We start from the raw sequence: 17,924 nt of genomic DNA on the forward strand, positions 1-17,924 counted from the left end.
CATGACCGATAGCAACTTCCGCCATATCACCGTGCTGCTCGACGAAGCCGTCGAGGGGCTGGCTGTGCGCGGTGATGGTCGTTATATGGATGGCACCTTCGGCCGTGGCGGGCACAGTCGGCTGATCCTGCAGAAACTTGGGCCAGATGGGCGGCTCTTGGGGTTCGACAAGGATCCCCTGGCGATAGCCACCGGGGAAGCATTGGCGGCCGAAGACGGCCGCTTTGTCGTTGTGCAGCGCAGTTTTGCGGAACTTGGCGAAGAAGCTGTTGTCCGCGGCATCAGTGGTCAGGTCTCCGGCATTCTTCTCGATCTTGGTGTGTCGTCGCCGCAACTGGATGACCCTGAGCGTGGCTTCAGCTTCCTTAATGACGGCCCGCTGGACATGCGCATGAATCCGGACGTCGGCGTCAGTGCCGCTGACTGGATCGCCACGGCGGACGAAGACGAAATCGCCCGTGTGCTCAAGGACTATGGCGAGGAACGCTTCGCCAAACGTATGGCGCGTGCCGTGGTGCAGCGCCGCGCCGAGCAGCCATTCACCCGCACCGCTGATCTGGCGCAGGTGCTGACCGTTGCCAATCCGGCCTGGGAAAAGGGCAAGAATCCAGCGACTCGCGCCTTCCAGGGCATCCGTATTTACGTCAACAACGAGCTCGGTGATCTCGAGCGCGGCCTCGAAGCAGCGCTCGAGACGCTGGAAGTAGGCGGCCGTCTGGTGGTGATCAGTTTCCACTCGCTGGAAGATCGCATCGTCAAACAGTTCATGAAGCGTCAGGCCAAGGGCGAGGCGGACAAGCTGCCGCGTGACCTGCCAATCATTCCGAAAGCCTTCGAGCCGCGTCTGAAGCTGATCGGCAAGCCGGTCTACGCCGCTGAGGCCGAACTCAAAGCCAACCCGCGCTCGCGCAGCGCGGTGATGCGCATCGCGGAGAAGTTGCGGTGAGCCGTCGGCTGATCAAGTCCATGCCCAACGGCAGCTTCCTGATGCTGCTGTTGTTCATCGCCATCCTGGTTTCCGCAGTGGCGGTGTCTTACAGCGCGCATTGGAATCGTCTGCTGCTCAATGACCTGTACGGCGAACTGAGCGTGCGTGACAAGACGCAGGCCGAGTGGGGGCGACTGATTCTCGAACAAAGCACCTGGACCGCACACAACCGCATCGAAGCGCTGGCCAGCGAACAGCTGAAAATGCACATCCCCGACCCTGCCGCCGTGCGCATGGTGCGTCCATGATCGGGCTCGAGGGCGCACTCTACCCGTGGCGCTTCCGCCTGGTGCTGGTGTTGCTGGCGCTGATGGTCGGCGCCATCGCCTGGCGCATGCTCGATCTGCAGGTGCTCGATCATGACTTCCTCAAAGCGCATGGCGATGCCCGCAGCGTGCGGCATATCCCGATTCCTGCGCACCGCGGTCTGATCACCGATCGTAACGGCGAGCCGCTGGCCGTCAGTACCCCTGTCACCACCCTCTGGGCCAATGGCAAGGAACTGCAGGCTGGTCGTGAACAGTGGCCAGCGTTGGCCGCGGCCCTGGGGCAGGACCCGGCCAACTTCGCCGCACGTCTGGAGCAGAACAAAGAGCGCGAGTTCATGTATCTGGTGCGTGGACTGACCCCGGAAAACGGTCAGCGCGTGCTGGACCTGAAAGTGCCGGGCGTATATGCCATCGAAGAGTTCCGCCGCTTCTATCCGGCTGGCGAAGTGGCGGCGCATGTCGTCGGCTTCACTGATATCGATGATCGCGGTCGCGAAGGCATGGAGCTGGCTTACGAAGACTGGCTGGCCGGTGTGCCAGGCAAGCGTCAGGTGCTCAAGGACCGCCGTGGCAAGTTGATCAAGGATGTCCAGGTTGCGCAGAACGCCAAGGCTGGCAAAGCCTTGGCGTTGTCCATTGACCTGCGTCTGCAGTATCTGGCCCATCGTGAGCTGCGCAATGCGCTGCTGGAAAACGATGCCAAGGCCGGCAGCCTGGTGATGGTCGACGTGAAGACCGGCGAAGTGCTGGCGATGGTCAATCATCCCACCTACAACCCGAACAATCGCCGCAACCTGACCCCGGCTGCCATGCGCAATCGCGCCATGATCGACGTGTTCGAGCCCGGCTCTACCATCAAGCCGCTGTCGATGTCCGCTGCGCTGGAGACCGGTCGCTGGAAGCCCAGCGATATCGTTCAGGTTGGCAACGGCACCCTGCAGATCGGTCGCTACAGCATTCGTGACGTTTCCCGCACGCAAGGCCCCGCGTTGGACCTGACCGGCATCCTGATCAACTCCAGCAACGTCGGCATGAGCAAGATCGCGTTCGACGTGGGTGGAGAGAATATCCATCACGTGCTGAGCAATCTGGGCTTCGGTCGCGATACCGGCCTGGGTTTCCCGGGTGAGCGTGTCGGCAATCTGCCCAACCATCGCAAATGGCGTGAGGCGGAGACCGCCACGCTGTCCTATGGCTACGGCCTCTCGGTTACTGCCGTGCAGTTGGCGCACGCCTACGCGGCGCTGGCCAATGGCGGCGGCATGACGCCGCTGTCGATGATTCGCGTGGACAGTAAGCCGAGCGCCATGCAGGTCATGTCGCCCAACGTGGCCAAGACCCTGCAGGGCATGCTGCAGCAGGTGGTCGAGGCGCCGCGCGGCGTGTTCCGTGCTCAGGTGCCGGGTTACCACGTGGCCGGTAAGAGTGGTACCGCGCGTAAGACCAATGCTGGTGCCAAGGGCTACCAGAGCAATTCCTACCGTTCTCTGTTCGCCGGCTTCGCCCCAGCGCAGGATCCGCGCATTGCTCTGGTCGTTGTCATCGATGAGCCCGGCAAGGGCGCTTACTACGGCGGCCTGATTTCCGCGCCGGTGTTCAGCCGGGTGATGGCGGGTTCGCTGCGCCTGATGAACATTGCGCCAGACAATCTGCCGCCACCTGAGCAGAAGATGGCCGCTGTTGGCCAGGGAGGGCGCAACTGATGCCCATGCCGCTCAATCAATTGTTGCCAGCTGCCGAGGGCAGCGTGCTGATTCGTGAACTGACCCTGGACAGCCGCAAGGTGCGCCCGGGCGATCTGTTCCTGGCTGTGCCGGGTACCCAGCAGGATGGCCGCGTACACATCGCCGATGCTATCGCCCGCGGTGCGGCGGCAGTAGCCTTCGAGGCCGAAGGCGCTGCGCCCATGCATGCCGACAGTGCCGTGCTGGTGCCGGTCAAGGGTCTCGCTGGACAGCTGTCTGCCATCGCCGGCCGCTTTTATGGCGAACCGAGCCGTGCCCTGCATCTGGTCGGCGTTACCGGCACCAATGGCAAGACCAGCGTCAGCCAATTGCTGGCCCAGGCGCTGGATCTGCTCGGTCAGCCCTGCGGCATCGTCGGTACCCTGGGCACTGGATTCTATGGCGCGCTGGAACAGGGCAAACACACCACCCCCGATCCGGTCGGCGTGCAGGCCACCCTGGCCTCGCTCAAGCAGGCCGGCGCTCGCGCTGTAGCGATGGAAGTTTCTTCTCATGGCCTGGACCAGGGCCGTGTCGCTGCGCTGGAGTTCGATATTGCGGTGTTCACCAATCTGTCGCGTGATCACCTCGATTATCACGGCAGCATGGAGGCTTATGGCGCGGCCAAGGCCAAGCTGTTCGCCTGGCCAAATCTGCGTTGCCGGGTGATCAACCTCGATGACGCCTTCGGTCGTGAGCTGGCCGGGCAAGCGCACGGGTCGCGACTGATCGGCTACAGCCTGAATGATGCCGGCGCCTTCCTTTATTGCAGCGAAGCGCACTTCGACGATCACGGCGTACGCGCACGTCTGGTGACCCCGCGTGGCGAAGGCGTGCTGCGCAGCAATCTGCTTGGTCGCTTCAACCTCAGTAATCTGTTGGCAGTGGTCGGTGCGCTGCTGGGGCTGGACTACGGCCTCGACGAGATTCTCAAGGTTCTACCGCAACTGCAGGGGCCGGCTGGCCGCATGCAACGCCTTGGTGGCGGCGACAAGCCCTTGGTGGTGGTCGACTACGCGCACACCCCGGATGCGCTGGAAAAAGTTCTCGAAGCCATGCGTCCACACGTCGAAGGGCGCTTGGTCTGCCTGTTCGGTTGCGGCGGTGATCGTGACCGCGGCAAGCGTCCGCTGATGGCCGCGGTTGCCGAGCGGTTGGCCGATGTGGTCTGGGTGACCGATGACAACCCGCGTACGGAAGAGCCGGCGCAGATCGTTGCCGATATTCGCGCAGGCTTCGCCGCGCCGGAGCAGGTGCAATTCATTCACGGCCGTGGCGATGCTATCGCACGACTGATCGCCCAGGCTGAAGTCGCCGACGTGCTGGTGTTGGCTGGTAAGGGCCACGAGGATTACCAGGAAATCATGGGTGTGCGTCAGCCGTTCTCCGACCTGATCGAAGCGAACAAGGCTCTGGCGGCCTGGGAGGCGACTCATGCTTAAGCCTTGGTTGCTCAGCGAAGTCGCCGACGACTTGAGCGCGCGCGTGATCGGCGCCAATGTGGCGTTCTCCGCCGTTGGTAGCGACAGTCGCACCATCGCTGCAGGTCAGTTGTTCGTGGCGTTGACCGGTCCACGCTTCGACGGTCATGACTATCTGGCCGAAGTCGCTGCCAAGGGCGCGGTCGCCGCGCTGGTCGAGCGTGAAGTGGCGAATGCCCCGTTGCCACAATTGCTGGTGGCCGACACCCGCCTGGCGCTCGGTCAACTGGGGGCACTGAATCGTCAGGCTTTCACCGGCCCGCTGGCTGCCGTAACGGGTTCCAGTGGCAAGACCAGCGTCAAGGAAATGCTCGCCGCCATCCTGCGTGCCGGCTTGAACGGTGCGGTACTGGCCACTCGCGGCAACCTCAACAACGATCTTGGTGCGCCATTGACTCTGTTGGAGTTGGCGCCGGAGCATCGCGCCGGGATGATCGAGCTGGGCGCCAACCATGTGGGTGAAATCGCCTACACCGTGAGCCTCACCCGGCCGCAGGTAGCGATCATCACCAATGCCGGTAATGCCCACGTCGGCGAGTTCGGCGGCCCGGAAAAGATCGTCGAGGCCAAGGGCGAGATCCTCGAAGGCCTGCCGAAGGATGGCGTGGCCGTGCTCAACCTTGACGACAAGGCCTTCGTCACCTGGCAGCGCCGTGCAGCCGGACGCAAGGTGCTGAGTTTTGCCTTGCGCGACACCCGCGCGGACTTTCACGGCAGCGATCTGGCCCGCGACGAGCGTGGCTGCCAGGGCTTCACCCTGCGTAGCCCGGCCGGTAGCGCGCGCATTCAACTCAACCTGCTGGGCGAGCATAACGTGGCCAATGCGCTGGCTGCCTGTGCTGCCGCTCATGCCCTGGGTATGCCGTTGGTCGCCATGGTCGAGGGCCTGGAAAACCTGCAGCCGGTCAAAGGCCGCGCCGTAGCGCAGCTGGCGCCGAACGGCGTGCGAGTCATCGATGACAGTTACAACGCCAACCCGGTGTCCATGTGTGCGGCGGTGGATATACTCGCCGGCTTCTCCGGTCGCACCGTTCTGGTGCTGGGAGACATGGGCGAGCTGGGCGAGTGGGCTGAACAGGGCCATCGCGATGTCGGTCGCCATGCTGCGGGCAAGGTCGATGCACTGTATGCCGTTGGCCCGCTGATGCGTTTTGCGGTCGAGGAGTTTGGCTCAAAAGGCCGTCACTTCGTCGGTCAAGCCGAGCTGATCGAAGCGCTTCGCGCCGAGCAGGCCGGCAGCACACTACTAATCAAGGGTTCACGCAGCGCTGCCATGGACAAGGTCGTGGCGGCGCTGTGTGGCGTATCTGGGGAGATTCACTAAATGCTGCTGCTGCTGGCGGAGTACCTGCAACAGTTTCACAAGGGCTTCGCGGTCTTTCAGTACCTGACTCTGCGCGGCATCCTCGGCGTGCTCACCGCCCTGGCGCTGTCGCTGTGGCTCGGCCCGTGGATGATCCGCACCCTGCAGGTGCGTCAGATCGGCCAATCCGTGCGCAACGATGGCCCGCAGTCGCACCTGTCGAAGAAAGGCACGCCGACCATGGGCGGCGCGCTGATCCTCACCGCCATCGCCGTCAGTACCCTGCTCTGGGCCGACCTGTCCAACCGCTATGTGTGGGTGGTGCTGGCCGTGACGTTGGCGTTTGGTGCCATTGGCTGGGTCGACGACTACCGCAAGGTGATCGAGAAGAACTCGCGTGGCCTGCCGAGCCGCTGGAAGTATTTCTGGCAGTCGGTGTTTGGCCTCGCTGCCGCCGTCTTCCTTTATATGACCGCGCAGAGCCCGGTGGAGACCACCCTGATCCTGCCGCTGCTCAAGGATGTCGCCATTCCCCTGGGCGCCGGCTTCGTGGTGCTGACCTACTTCGTCATCGTCGGTACCAGTAATGCGGTGAACCTAACCGACGGTCTCGACGGTCTGGCCATTCTGCCGACCGTGATGGTCGGCGGTGCGCTGGGGATCTTCTGCTACCTGTCGGGCAACGTGAACTTCGCCGAATACCTGCTGATTCCGTACGTTCCGGGTTCCGGTGAGTTGATCGTGTTCTGCGCCGCGCTGGTCGGTGCCGGTCTGGGCTTTCTGTGGTTCAACACCTACCCGGCGCAGGTGTTCATGGGCGACGTGGGTGCGCTGGCGCTTGGTGCTGCGCTGGGCACCATCGCCGTGATCGTCCGCCAGGAAGTCGTGCTGTTCATCATGGGCGGCGTGTTCGTCATGGAAACCCTGTCGGTGATCATCCAGGTCGCCAGCTTCAAGCTGACCGGCAAGCGCGTGTTCCGCATGGCACCGATTCACCACCATTTCGAACTCAAGGGCTGGCCTGAGCCGCGCGTGATCGTCCGTTTCTGGATCATCACCGTGATTCTCGTGCTGATCGGCCTGGCCACCCTGAAACTGAGGTAATAGAGCGTGTCATTGATCGCTTCCGACCAGTTCCGCATCGTTGTTGGCCTCGGCAAGAGCGGCATGTCCCTGGTGCGCTTCCTGGCGCAGCAGGGCGTGCGCTTTGCCGTGGCCGATACGCGCGCGAACCCGCCGGAGCTGGAGACGCTCAAGCGTGACTACCCGCAGGTGGAAGTACGCTGCGGCGAGCTGGACGTGGACTTCCTCTGCCGCGCCTCGGAGCTGTACGTGAGTCCGGGCCTGGCCGTGGCCACGCCGGCGCTCGCCGAAGCCGCTGCACGCGGGGTGAAGCTGTCCGGCGATATCGACCTGTTCGCCCGCCACGCCAAGGCACCGATAGTCGCCATCACCGGCTCCAACGCCAAGAGCACCGTCACCACCCTGGTCGGCGAGATGGCCGTCGCTGCCGGCAAGCGCGTCGCCGTGGGTGGCAACCTGGGTACGCCGGCGCTGGATCTGCTGGCCGACGACGTCGAGCTGTATGTACTGGAGTTGTCCAGCTTCCAGCTGGAGACCACCGATCAACTCAACGCCGAAGTGGCCACCTGCCTGAACATCAGCGAAGACCACATGGACCGCTACAGCGGCCTGCCGGCCTATCACCTGGCCAAGCACAGGATCTTCCGTGGCGCCCGTCAGGTGGTGATCAACCGTGACGACGCCCTGTCGCGTCCGCTGATCGCTGACCAGGTGACCAGCTGGGAATTTGGCTTGGGCAAACCCGACTTCAAGCGCTTCGGCCTGCTCGAAGAGAACGGCGAGAAATCCCTGGCGTTTCGCTTCGAAGCGCTGCTGCCGGTGAGTGAGCTGAAGATTCGTGGCGCGCACAACCAGTCCAACGCCCTGGCGGCGCTGGCGCTCGGTCATGCCGTAGGCCTGCCGATGGACGCCATGCTCGCCACCCTGCGCCAGTTCGCTGGTTTGCCGCACCGCTGCCAGTGGGTCGGTGAGCGCGGCGGCGTGAGTTACTACGATGACTCCAAGGCCACTAACGTCGGTGCGGCGCTGGCAGCCATCGAAGGCCTGGGCGCGGATATCGCCGGTAAGCTGGTGCTGATCGCTGGCGGTGACGGCAAAGGCGCTGATTTCTCCGCGCTCAAGGCTCCAGTCGCGCGCTTCTGCCGCGCCGTGGTACTGCTTGGTCGTGATGCTGGGCGCCTTGCCGATGCGTTGGGCGATGCGGCGCCGCTGGTGCGGGTCGAGACCCTCGACGAAGCCGTGCAGCGTTGCAGCGAGTTGGCAGAGGCCGGCGACGCCGTGTTGTTGTCGCCAGCGTGCGCCAGCCTCGACATGTTCAAGAATTTCGAAGAACGCGGGCGCCTGTTCGCCCAGGCCGTGGGAGGGCTGCGCTGATGCTCGGCTTCCTGCGCGTGCGTCCCTCGCCGCTGTTCGGTCGCGGTTTAGATGTCGATTTCCCGATGCTCGCGGGTTGCCTCGGCCTGCTCGGCCTGGGCCTGGTGATGATCACCTCGGCGTCGTCGGAAGTGGCAGCGGCGCTGTCCGGCAACCCGCTGTATCACATGATTCGCCACCTGATTTATCTGGTCATCGGTCTTGGCGCCGCCGGCATCGTGCTGATGATTCCGATGAGCTTCTGGCAGCGCTATGGCTGGATGCTGCTGCTGGCGGCGTTCGGTTTGCTGGTGTTGGTGCTGATCCCCGGCATTGGTCGCGAGGTCAACGGTGCGCGGCGCTGGATCGGCTTCGGCGCGTTCAACGTGCAGCCCTCGGAAATCGCCAAGGTCTTCGTCGTCGTCTACCTGGCCGGCTACCTGGTGCGCCGTCAGGAGGAGGTGCGCGAAAGCTGGATGGGCTTCTTCAAGCCGTTCGTGGTACTGCTGCCGATGGCTGGTCTGCTGCTGCTGGAGCCGGACTTCGGCGCCACCGTGGTGATGATGGGCTCGGCCATGGCCATGCTGTTTCTCGGCGGTGTCGGCATGCTGCGCTTCGGCCTGATGGTGGCCCTGGCAGTCGGCGCCGTGTTCGTTCTGGTGCAGACTCAGGAATACCGCCTGCAGCGTTTGATCACCTTCACCGATCCCTGGGCCGACCAGTATGGCTCGGGCTACCAGCTGACTCAGGCGCTGATCGCCTTCGGTCGTGGCGAGTGGTTCGGCGTGGGTCTGGGCAACAGCATCCAGAAGCAGTTCTACCTGCCCGAAGCGCACACCGACTTCGTCTTCTCGGTCCTGGCCGAGGAACTGGGCTTCGTCGGCGCGCTGGCGACCCTGGCGCTGTTCGTCTTCGTCTGCGTGCGCGGCCTGTACATCGGCCTGTGGGCCGAGAAGGCCAAGCAGTTCTTCTCCGCCTACGTGGCCTACGGCCTGTCCTTCCTGTGGATCGGCCAGTTCCTGATTAACATCGGCGTGAACACCGGCCTGCTGCCAACCAAGGGCCTGACCCTGCCTTTCCTCAGCTACGGCGGCTCGTCGCTGGTGATCTGCTGCGTCAGCCTGGCAGTCCTGCTGCGTATCGAATGGGAGCGGCGCAACGTACTGGGCAACGAGGATATCGAGTTCAGCGAAGAGGATTTCGCCGAGCCGAACAAGGAGGTCGCCCATGCGCGGTAATGTCCTGATCATGGCTGGCGGCACCGGGGGCCACGTGTTCCCGGCGCTGGCCTGTGCGCGCGAGTTCCAGGCGCGTGGTTACAGCGTGCATTGGCTGGGTACGCCGCGCGGCATCGAGAACGAGCTGGTACCGCAAGCCGGCCTGCCCCTGCACCTGATCAACGTCAGCGGTCTGCGTGGCAAGAGCAAGCTGGCGCTGCTCAAGGCGCCGGTCCAGCTGTTGTGTTCGCTGCTGCAGGCGCGCCGCATCGTGCGCGAGTTGCAGCCGGTCTGCGTACTGGGCATGGGCGGTTATGTCACTGGCCCGGGCGGCCTGGCTGCGCGTATGGCCGGCGTACCGCTGGTGATCCACGAGCAGAACGCCGTGGCCGGTACCGCCAACCGGCTGCTGTCGCGTATTGCCACGCGCATCTGCGAAGCCTTCCCGAATACCTTCGGTGTATCCGACAAGCGGCGCACCACCGGTAACCCGGTACGTGAGGAGTTGTTCCTGGAAACGCCGCGCGAGCCGCTGGTAGGCCGCAAGCCGAAACTGCTGGTACTGGGCGGTAGCCTGGGTGCCGAGCCGCTGAACAAATTGCTGCCGGCTGCACTGGAGAAAATCCCCGCCGACGTGCGTCCGCAGGTGTTTCATCAGGCCGGTAAACAACATGCCGAAATCACTGCGGAGCGTTATCGCGATGCCGCGGTCGAAGCCGAGGTCGCGCCCTTCATCAAGGACATGGCTCGCGCCTACGGTTGGGCCGATCTGGTGGTGTGCCGCGCTGGCGCGCTGACCGTCAGCGAACTGGCGGCAGCAGGGCTGCCATCGTTTCTGGTGCCGTTGCCGCACGCGATCGACGACCACCAGAGCCGCAATGCCGAATACCTGGCGAAGGAGGGCGCCGCTGTCCTTCTTGCGCAACATGCCACTGACGCGGACACGCTTGCCGCGCAGCTCACCGAGGTTCTGATGCACCTGGAAAAACTCAATGTCATGGGCGCCACCGCGCGTCGCTTGGCCAAGCCCGATGCAACCCGCACGGTGGTCGACATCTGCCAGGAGGTGATGCGTGGCTAAGTCTCCTGCTGCGGTCAAGGCTGAAGTTCGCCGTATGCGTCGTATCCGCCGCATCCACTTCGTCGGTATCGGCGGCGTGGGCATGTGCGGTATCGCCGAGGTGCTGCTCAATCTGGGTTACGAAGTGTCCGGCTCCGATCTCAAGGCGTCGGCCGTGACCGAGCGCCTGGAAAACTTCGGGGCGACCATTTTCATCGGTCACCGCGCGGAAAACGCCGAGCAAGCCGATGTGCTGGTGGTATCCAGCGCCGTCAACACCAGCAACCCGGAGGTCGCCACTGCGCTGGAACGGCGTATCCCGGTTGTGCCGCGTGCCGAGATGCTCGCCGAGCTGATGCGCTACCGTCACGGCATCGCCGTCGCCGGTACCCACGGCAAGACCACTACCACCAGCCTGCTGGCATCGGTGTTCGCCGCCGGCGGCCTGGATCCGACCTTCGTCATCGGCGGTCGCCTGAATGCTGCCGGTACCAACGCCCAGCTCGGCTCCAGCCGCTTCCTGATTGCCGAGGCAGACGAGAGCGACGCCAGCTTCCTGCACCTGCAGCCGATGGTTTCGGTGGTCACCAACATCGACGCCGACCATATGAGCACCTATGGCGGTGATTTCAACAAGCTGAAGAAGACCTTCATCGAGTTCCTGCACAACCTGCCGTTCTATGGCCTGGCCGTGCTCTGTGTGGATGATCCGGTGGTGCGCGAGCTGCTGCCGCAGGTCGGCCGCCCGACCATGACTTACGGTTTCGCCGAAGATGCCGACGTGCGTGCGATCAACGTACGCCAGGAAGGCATGCGCACCTATTTCACCGTACTGCGCCCTGACTGCGAGCCGCTCGACGTGTCGGTCAACATGCCGGGTAACCACAACGTTCTCAATGCGCTGGCGACCATCGCCATTGCTACCGACGAAGGCATCGATGACGCAGCCATCGTCAGCGGCCTGGCGGGCTTCCAGGGCGTCGGTCGGCGCTTCCAGGTCTACGGCGAACTGCCGGTGGATGGCGGCAGCGTGATGCTGGTCGACGACTACGGCCATCACCCGCGTGAAGTGGCTGCGGTGATCAAGGCTGTGCGCGGTGGTTGGCCGGAACGCCGCCTGGTGATGGTCTATCAGCCGCACCGTTACAGCCGCACCCGCGACCTGTACGACGATTTCGTGCAGGTGCTCGGCGAGGCCAATGTGCTGCTGCTGGTCGAGGTCTATCCGGCTGGCGAGGAGCCGATTCCAGGTGCCGACAGCCGTCAGCTGTGCCACAGCATTCGTCAGCGCGGCCAGCTCGATCCGATCTATGTCGAGCGTGGCGCCGACCTGGCGCCGCTGCTCAAACCGCTGCTACGCGCTGGCGACATCCTGCTGTGCCAGGGCGCAGGTGATATTGGTGCAGTAGCGCCGCAACTGATCAAGCACCCACTGTTCGTGGGGGAGTCGAAATGAGTTTGCACAGTACCCTCGATCCCAAGGCTTTCGGTCGCGTCGCCGTGCTGTTCGGCGGCAAGAGCGCCGAGCGCGAGGTGTCGCTGAAATCCGGCAACGCCGTGCTCAGCGCCCTGCAGGCAGCTGGCGTGGACGCCTTCGGCATCGACGTGGGGGATGATTTCCTGCAGCGCCTGAACAGCGAGAAGATCGATCGCGCTTTCATCGTGCTGCACGGCCGCGGTGGCGAGGACGGCTCCATGCAGGGCCTGCTCGAGTGCGCCGGCATTCCCTACACCGGCAGCGGCATCCTCGCCTCGGCGCTGGCCATGGACAAACTGCGTACCAAGCAGGTCTGGCACAGCCTCGGCCTTCCGACGCCGCGTCATGCCGTGCTGACCTCGCAGGCTGATTGCGAAGCTGCTGCCGCCGAGCTGGGCTTCCCGCTGATCGTCAAACCAGCCCATGAAGGCTCGAGCATCGGCATGGCCAAGGTCGAAAGCGTCGAGGCGCTGATCGCTGCCTGGCAGGACGCCGCACGCTACGACAGCCAGGTGCTGGTCGAACAGTGGATCGCTGGCCCCGAGTACACCATTGCTGTGCTGCGTGGCGAAGTGCTGCCGCCCATCGGGCTCGGCACCCCGCACACCTTCTACGACTACGACGCCAAGTACCTGGCCGATGACACCCAGTACCGCATTCCCTGCGGGCTGTCTCCTGAGAAGGAAGCAGAGCTGAAAGCACTGACCGCACGCGCTTGCGAGGCCGTGGGCACTCAGGGCTGGGCGCGCGCCGATGTGATGCAGGATGCCAGCGGCCAGTTCTGGCTGCTGGAAGTGAACACCGTACCGGGTATGACCGATCACAGCCTGGTGCCAATGGCCGCGCGTGCTGCCGGCCTGGATTTCCAGCAACTGGTGCTGGCGATCCTGGCTGACAGCGTCGAGGCGAGGGGTTAAGCGATGAGCATCGCTCTGCGCCATCAAGACTCGCTGAGGGCTCCGCAACGCGGCAAGCCCGCGCCGCGTGGCGCCAGCCGTCTGGTGACCAAGGAGCCGATGCGCCTGCGTCTGCCCAAGCCGGATTTCTCTTGGGTGGGCCGCTTGCTCTGGCCGCTGGCGCTGGTCGGCCTCGGTTTTGCTGCCTATGAAGGTGCACAGCGTCTGCTGCCCTACGCCGACCGCCCGATCGCGCGCATCAGCGTGCAGGGCGATCTGGCTTACGTCAGCCAGCAGGCGGTACAGCGGCGGATCGCGCCGTTCATCGAGGCGAACTTCTTCAGCGCTGACCTGCGCGGCATGCGCGAAGAACTCGAACGCATGCCCTGGATCGCTCATGCCGAAGTGCGTCGCGTCTGGCCGGATCAGATCGACGTACGCCTCGAAGAGCAGTTGCCGATCGCCCGTTGGGGGGACGAAGCGCTGCTCAATAACCAGGGCCAGGCGTTCGCGCCGCAGGAGCTGGACAACTACCAGCACCTACCGCAGCTGTCCGGCCCGAAGCGGGCGCAGCCGAAGGTGATGCAGCAGTATCAGATGCTCAGCCAATTGCTGCGGCCGATGGGTTTCACCGTGGTCGGGCTGCAGTTGCGCGAGCGCGGCAGCTGGTTCCTTTCGGCCACCGAGAACGCCAGCGGGCAGCGTATCGACATCCTGCTGGGACGTGATCACGTGGTTGAAAAAATGCGTCGGTTTGCCGCCATCTATGAGCGGGAACTGAAAGAACAGAGCGCGAACATCGCGCGCATCGACCTGCGTTATGCCAACGGCCTGGCCGTGGCCTGGCGTGAGCCGGTGGAGCCGGCTGCGGCCGAGCAGAAAGTGAATTGAGGAGAGGCAGGACTAATGAATAGCGCGCAGAGCGGCAAGATGATCGTTGGCCTGGACATCGGCACCTCCAAGGTGGTGGCGCTGGTGGGCGAGGTGACGGCCGACGGCCAGCTGGAAATCGTCGGTATCGGCACTCATCCCTCGCGCGGGCTGAAGAAGGGTGTGGTGGTCAATATCGAGTCCACCGTGGCCTCGATTCAGCGCGCCGTGGAAGAGGCGCAACTGATGGCGGGCTGCCGTATTCACTCGGCGTTCGTCGGTGTGGCCGGCAATCACATCCGTAGCCTGAACAGCCACGGCATCGTTGCCATCCGTGATCGCGAAGTGAGCCCGGCCGATATCGAACGCGTGCTCGACGCCGCGCAGGCCGTCGCCATTCCGGCGGACCAGCGCGTGCTGCACACCCTGGCGCAGGATTACGTGATCGACAACCAGGAAGGCGTGCGCGAGCCGCTGGGCATGTCCGGTGTGCGCCTGGAAGCCAAGGTGCACGTGGTTACCTGCGCCGTGAACGCCGCGCAGAACATCGAGAAGTGCGTGCGTCGCTGCGGTCTGGAAGTCGACGACATCATCCTCGAGCAGCTGGCATCCGCGTACTCGGTACTGACCGAAGACGAGAAGGAGCTGGGCGTGTGCTTGGTGGATATCGGCGGTGGCACCACCGATATCGCCATCTTCACCGAAGGCGCGATTCGTCATACCGCGGTGATTCCGATTGCTGGTGACCAGGTTACCAACGACATCGCCATGGCCCTGCGTACGCCGACCCAGTACGCCGAAGAAATCAAGATTCGCTACGCCTGCGCCCTGGCCAAGTTGGCCGGTGCTGGCGAAACCATCAAGGTGCCGAGCGTCGGTGATCGTCCGCCGCGTGACCTGTCGCGTCAGTCCCTGGCCGAAGTGGTCGAGCCGCGTTACGACGAGCTGTTCACCCTGGTGCAGGCCGAGCTGCGCCGCAGCGGCTACGAAGACCTGATTCCCGCCGGCATCGTCATGACAGGCGGTACGGCGAAGATGGAAGGCGCGGTGGAACTGGCCGAGGAAATTTTCCACATGCCGGTTCGACTGGGCGTACCGCACAGCGTCAAGGGCATGGGCGACGTGGTGCGCAACCCGATTTATTCCACCGGTGTGGGCTTGCTGTTGTACGGGCTGCAGAAGCAGAACGACGGCATTTCCATGTCGGTAGGCAGTCCTTACCAGGACGAAAACAAAACCCCGGTACTCGAACGCATCAAGCGTTGGGTGCAAGGCAATTTCTAAATTTGCAGTAGGCGTTACAACTAGAAAGGAAGGAGAGGGATCATGTTCGAACTAGTAGATAACATTCCGCAAAGCGCGGTTATCAAAGTAATCGGTGTCGGTGGTGGCGGCGGTAACGCAGTCAATCACATGGCGGTCAGCAACATCGAGGGCGTCGAGTTCATCTGTGCCAACACCGATGCGCAGGCGCTGAAGAACATCGGCGCACGTACCGTGCTGCAGCTCGGCCCGGGCGTGACCAAAGGCCTGGGCGCTGGCGCCAATCCGGAAGTCGGTCGTCAGGCCGCGCTGGAAGATCGCGAGCGCATCGCTGAAGTGCTGCAAGGCACCGACATGGTGTTCATCACCACTGGTATGGGTGGCGGTACTGGCACCGGCGCTGCACCGGTCATCGCCGAGGTGGCCAAGGAACTGGGCATCCTCACCGTGGCCGTGGTCACCCGCCCGTTCCCGTTCGAAGGCAAGAAGCGCATGGTCATCGCCGATGAAGGCATCCGCGCGCTGTCCGAGAGCGTCGACTCGCTGATCACCATCCCCAACGAAAAACTGCTGACCATCCTCGGCAAGGACGCCAGCCTGCTGTCCGCCTTCGCCAAGGCTGACGATGTGCTGGCCGGCGCCGTGCGCGGTATTTCCGACATCATCAAGCGTCCGGGCATGATCAACGTCGACTTCGCCGACGTGAAAACCGTGATGAGCGAAATGGGCATGGCGATGATGGGCACTGGCTGCGCCAGCGGTCCGAACCGTGCGCGTGAGGCAACCGAAGCGGCCATCCGCAACCCGCTGCTGGAAGACGTCAACCTGCAGGGTGCGCGCGGCATTCTGGTAAACATCACTGCCGGTCCGGACCTGTCGCTGGGTGAGTACTCCGATGTGGGTAACATCATCGAACAGTTCGCTTCCGAGCATGCCACCGTCAAGGTCGGCACCGTGATCGACGCCGACATGCGCGACGAACTGCACGTCACCGTGGTCGCTACCGGCCTCGGCGCGCGCATGGAGAAGCCGGTCAAGGTGGTCGACAACACCGTTCAGGTCGCCGTCAGCCAGCCGGTTGCCCAGCAGCCTGCCGCGCAGCCGCGCAGCGAGCAGTCGGTCAACTACAAGGACTACGAGCGTCCGACCGTGCAGCGCCAGAGCCACGGTGGCGCCGCCACTGCAGCCAAGCTCAATACCCAGGATGATCTCGATTACTTGGATATCCCGGCTTTCCTGCGTCGCCAGGCTGATTGATGGAATTTATCAGGAGCATATGGGTGATTGGTGTTCAGCAAAGGTCGGTTCTGCTATTATTCCCGACCATTGTTGAAAACAATTCGCAACTAGCGATATAGCGGCCAAGCCATGATCAGACAACGCACCCTGAAAAACATCATCCGTGCCACCGGCGTTGGCCTGCATTCGGGGGAGAAGGTTTACCTGACCCTGAAGCCGGCTCCGGTGGATACCGGTATCGTGTTTCGTCGTACCGACCTCGACCCCGTGGTGGAAATCCGCGCGCTGGCCGGGAATGTCGGTGAAACCACCATGTCGACCACGTTGATCAATGGTGATGTCAAGGTGGATACGGTAGAGCATCTGCTTTCGGCCATGGCAGGCCTGGGCATCGATAACGCCTACGTCGAGCTCTCCGCGTCCGAAGTACCGATCATGGATGGCAGTGCTGGTCCCTTTGTGTTCCTGATTCAATCCGCTGGCCTGCAGGAGCAGGAAGCGCCGAAGAAGTTCATCCGCATCCTGCGTGAGGTGACTGTGGAGGAGGGCGACAAGCGCGCCACCTTCGTACCTTTCGACGGTTTCAAGGTGAGCTTCGAGATCGACTTCGATCACCCCGTGTTCCGCAATCGCACGCAGAGCGCCAGTGTGGATTTCTCCAGCACGTCTTTCGTCAAGGAAGTCAGCCGGGCCCGCACCTTCGGTTTCATGCGTGACATCGAGTTCCTGCGTTCGCAGAACCTGGCGCTCGGTGGCAGTGTGGAGAACGCCATCGTGGTCGACGAACATCGTGTGCTCAATGAAGACGGCCTGCGTTACGAGGACGAATTCGTCAAACACAAGATTCTCGATGCCATCGGTGACTTGTACCTGCTGGGTAACAGCCTGATCGGCGAGTTCAAGGGCTTCAAGTCTGGTCACGCGCTCAACAATCGTTTGCTGCGCACGTTGATCGAACAGACCGATGCCTGGGAAATGGTGACCTTCGAGGACGCCAAACTCGCACCGATCTCTTACATGCGCCCGGTTGCGGCGGTGTAAACACACTCTCTTTCCAGCTTCAATTGAGGCCACCTTCGGGTGGCCTTTTTTATGGCGCGTGGTTGAGTCGGAGGTGAGTGCTGCAACGATTCATGGCGCCAATCATCTGGCGAAAGCGGCAAAAAAGACGTTTACCGACGAACGGAATTAGGGGTCATTCGTCTTTCTGCGTATGGCTGGCCAGGCGCTCAAGCGCGGCGCGTAGCCTGGGATCGCTGATGCCTTCGGCTGTCGCCTGGATGCTTTGTGCGGCGTTATTGGACAAGTGCAGGGTGCGACCGGTTCCACGATTCTGGCCGCCTTGAGGTTGCACCTTGAACATGATTTTCGTTAAGGTCGCGAATTCTTCGAGTGCCTGTAGTTGTCGTTGCAGTCTTCTTTGCTGATAACGCAGGCGTGTTGCCCAGTGGCCATCGGTCACGATCAATAGCAAGCAGCCGTCTCGCCAGGACGCTACATGACAGTGTTCCCGGGCAGCAGGCTGTAGCTGGCTATCGACAAGACGCTGTAGGTGAGTAAGGCGTTGCGCCTGACCGAACAGCGCTTTCAGGGGCTTGGCTTCGCGTAACAGCTTAGCGGGTGCCTGAGCCGGCAAGGGACGAAACGTCATGGCAGGAAGCCTTAAGTTGCAGAGCCGTCATGGTAGCAGAGCGTGCTGCC

General features: G+C 63.2%; 16 protein-coding genes. 15 read left to right on the forward strand and 1 reads right to left on the reverse strand.

Annotated features, from left to right (window positions below):
- The first annotated feature begins 1 nt into the window (after position 1).
- The 15 genes from rsmH to lpxC all read left to right on the forward strand — a co-directional run bounded on the left by rsmH (position 2) and on the right by lpxC (position 17,264).
- A complete protein-coding gene (gene rsmH, locus CXP40_RS04345; protein WP_099522453.1) occupies positions 2–946 on the forward strand; it encodes a 16S rRNA (cytosine(1402)-N(4))-methyltransferase RsmH in 945 nt (314 codons plus the stop codon).
- Positions 943–1,236, forward strand: a complete 294-nt coding sequence (gene ftsL, locus CXP40_RS04350; protein WP_106732773.1) for a cell division protein FtsL — start codon at positions 943–945, stop codon at positions 1,234–1,236. Before rsmH ends, ftsL begins: the two co-directional genes overlap by 4 nt.
- Positions 1,233–2,960, forward strand: coding sequence for a penicillin-binding protein 2 (locus tag CXP40_RS04355; RefSeq protein WP_106732774.1), 1,728 nt, complete (start codon positions 1,233–1,235; stop codon positions 2,958–2,960). The genes ftsL and CXP40_RS04355 overlap by 4 nt, the downstream gene beginning before the upstream one ends.
- Positions 2,960–4,423, forward strand: a complete 1,464-nt coding sequence (locus CXP40_RS04360; RefSeq protein ID WP_106732775.1) for a UDP-N-acetylmuramoyl-L-alanyl-D-glutamate--2,6-diaminopimelate ligase — start codon at positions 2,960–2,962, stop codon at positions 4,421–4,423. The genes CXP40_RS04355 and CXP40_RS04360 overlap by 1 nt, the downstream gene beginning before the upstream one ends.
- A complete protein-coding gene (gene murF, locus CXP40_RS04365; RefSeq protein WP_106732776.1) occupies positions 4,416–5,786 on the forward strand; it encodes a UDP-N-acetylmuramoyl-tripeptide--D-alanyl-D-alanine ligase in 1,371 nt (456 codons plus the stop codon). The genes CXP40_RS04360 and murF overlap by 8 nt, the downstream gene beginning before the upstream one ends.
- On the forward strand, positions 5,787–6,869 hold the full coding sequence (mraY, locus tag CXP40_RS04370) for a phospho-N-acetylmuramoyl-pentapeptide-transferase (protein WP_099522448.1): 1,083 nt from the start codon (positions 5,787–5,789) through the stop codon (positions 6,867–6,869).
- A gap of 6 nt (positions 6,870–6,875) precedes the next feature.
- On the forward strand, positions 6,876–8,222 hold the full coding sequence (gene murD / locus CXP40_RS04375; protein ID WP_106732777.1) for a UDP-N-acetylmuramoyl-L-alanine--D-glutamate ligase: 1,347 nt from the start codon (positions 6,876–6,878) through the stop codon (positions 8,220–8,222).
- A complete protein-coding gene (gene ftsW / locus CXP40_RS04380) occupies positions 8,222–9,439 on the forward strand; it encodes a putative lipid II flippase FtsW (protein WP_099522447.1) in 1,218 nt (405 codons plus the stop codon). The genes murD and ftsW overlap by 1 nt, the downstream gene beginning before the upstream one ends.
- Positions 9,429–10,499 carry an undecaprenyldiphospho-muramoylpentapeptide beta-N-acetylglucosaminyltransferase gene (murG, locus tag CXP40_RS04385; protein ID WP_106732778.1) on the forward strand — a complete coding sequence of 357 codons (1,071 nt, stop codon included), beginning with the start codon at positions 9,429–9,431 and terminating at the stop codon, positions 10,497–10,499. The genes ftsW and murG overlap by 11 nt, the downstream gene beginning before the upstream one ends.
- A gap of 34 nt (positions 10,500–10,533) precedes the next feature.
- Complete coding sequence (murC, locus tag CXP40_RS04390) at positions 10,534–11,934, forward strand: UDP-N-acetylmuramate--L-alanine ligase (protein ID WP_218238949.1); 1,401 nt, start codon at positions 10,534–10,536, stop codon at positions 11,932–11,934.
- Positions 11,931–12,872, forward strand: coding sequence for a D-alanine--D-alanine ligase (locus tag CXP40_RS04395; RefSeq protein ID WP_106732780.1), 942 nt, complete (start codon positions 11,931–11,933; stop codon positions 12,870–12,872). Before murC ends, CXP40_RS04395 begins: the two co-directional genes overlap by 4 nt.
- 3 nt (positions 12,873–12,875) lie before the next feature.
- On the forward strand, positions 12,876–13,742 hold the full coding sequence (locus CXP40_RS04400; RefSeq protein ID WP_092380089.1) for a cell division protein FtsQ/DivIB: 867 nt from the start codon (positions 12,876–12,878) through the stop codon (positions 13,740–13,742).
- Positions 13,743–13,757: 15 nt separating this feature from the next.
- Positions 13,758–15,005 carry a cell division protein FtsA gene (ftsA, locus tag CXP40_RS04405; RefSeq protein ID WP_017678973.1) on the forward strand — a complete coding sequence of 416 codons (1,248 nt, stop codon included), beginning with the start codon at positions 13,758–13,760 and terminating at the stop codon, positions 15,003–15,005.
- A 42-nt stretch (positions 15,006–15,047) separates the two neighbouring features.
- Positions 15,048–16,241 carry a cell division protein FtsZ gene (gene ftsZ, locus CXP40_RS04410; RefSeq protein ID WP_021488111.1) on the forward strand — a complete coding sequence of 398 codons (1,194 nt, stop codon included), beginning with the start codon at positions 15,048–15,050 and terminating at the stop codon, positions 16,239–16,241.
- Between the two features lie 111 nt (positions 16,242–16,352).
- Entirely contained in the window at positions 16,353–17,264 is a 912-nt protein-coding gene (gene lpxC, locus CXP40_RS04415; RefSeq protein WP_092380093.1) for a UDP-3-O-acyl-N-acetylglucosamine deacetylase, read from the forward strand.
- 154 nt (positions 17,265–17,418) lie between these two features.
- On the opposite strand, the gene CXP40_RS04420 is transcribed toward lpxC, so the two are convergent.
- On the reverse strand, positions 17,419–17,874 hold the full coding sequence (locus CXP40_RS04420; RefSeq protein WP_106732781.1) for a DUF721 domain-containing protein: 456 nt from the start codon (positions 17,872–17,874) through the stop codon (positions 17,419–17,421).
- Between the last annotated feature and the right edge of the window lie 50 nt (positions 17,875–17,924).

The sequence above is a fragment of the Pseudomonas sp. YY-1 genome (genome assembly GCF_002843095.1).
Lineage (GTDB): Bacteria > Pseudomonadota > Gammaproteobacteria > Pseudomonadales > Pseudomonadaceae > Aquipseudomonas > Aquipseudomonas sediminis_A.

Excerpts from the sequence above, each read along its gene's own strand:
- rsmH (WP_099522453.1), top strand. The coding sequence starts at position 2 with ATGACCGATAGCAACTTCCGCCATATCACCGTGCTGCTCGACGAAGCC.
- CXP40_RS04355 (WP_106732774.1), top strand. The coding sequence starts at position 1,233 with ATGATCGGGCTCGAGGGCGCACTCTACCCGTGGCGCTTCCGCCTGGTG.
- CXP40_RS04360 (WP_106732775.1), top strand. The coding sequence starts at position 2,960 with ATGCCCATGCCGCTCAATCAATTGTTGCCAGCTGCCGAGGGCAGCGTG.
- murF (WP_106732776.1), top strand. The coding sequence starts at position 4,416 with ATGCTTAAGCCTTGGTTGCTCAGCGAAGTCGCCGACGACTTGAGCGCG.
- mraY (WP_099522448.1), top strand. The coding sequence starts at position 5,787 with ATGCTGCTGCTGCTGGCGGAGTACCTGCAACAGTTTCACAAGGGCTTC.
- ftsW (WP_099522447.1), top strand. The coding sequence starts at position 8,222 with ATGCTCGGCTTCCTGCGCGTGCGTCCCTCGCCGCTGTTCGGTCGCGGT.
- murG (WP_106732778.1), top strand. The coding sequence starts at position 9,429 with ATGCGCGGTAATGTCCTGATCATGGCTGGCGGCACCGGGGGCCACGTG.
- murC (WP_218238949.1), top strand. The coding sequence starts at position 10,534 with ATGCGTCGTATCCGCCGCATCCACTTCGTCGGTATCGGCGGCGTGGGC.
- CXP40_RS04395 (WP_106732780.1), top strand. The coding sequence starts at position 11,931 with ATGAGTTTGCACAGTACCCTCGATCCCAAGGCTTTCGGTCGCGTCGCC.
- CXP40_RS04400 (WP_092380089.1), top strand. The coding sequence starts at position 12,876 with ATGAGCATCGCTCTGCGCCATCAAGACTCGCTGAGGGCTCCGCAACGC.
- ftsA (WP_017678973.1), top strand. The coding sequence starts at position 13,758 with ATGAATAGCGCGCAGAGCGGCAAGATGATCGTTGGCCTGGACATCGGC.
- ftsZ (WP_021488111.1), top strand. The coding sequence starts at position 15,048 with ATGTTCGAACTAGTAGATAACATTCCGCAAAGCGCGGTTATCAAAGTA.
- lpxC (WP_092380093.1), top strand. The coding sequence starts at position 16,353 with ATGATCAGACAACGCACCCTGAAAAACATCATCCGTGCCACCGGCGTT.
- CXP40_RS04420 (WP_106732781.1), bottom strand. The coding sequence starts at position 17,874 with ATGACGTTTCGTCCCTTGCCGGCTCAGGCACCCGCTAAGCTGTTACGC.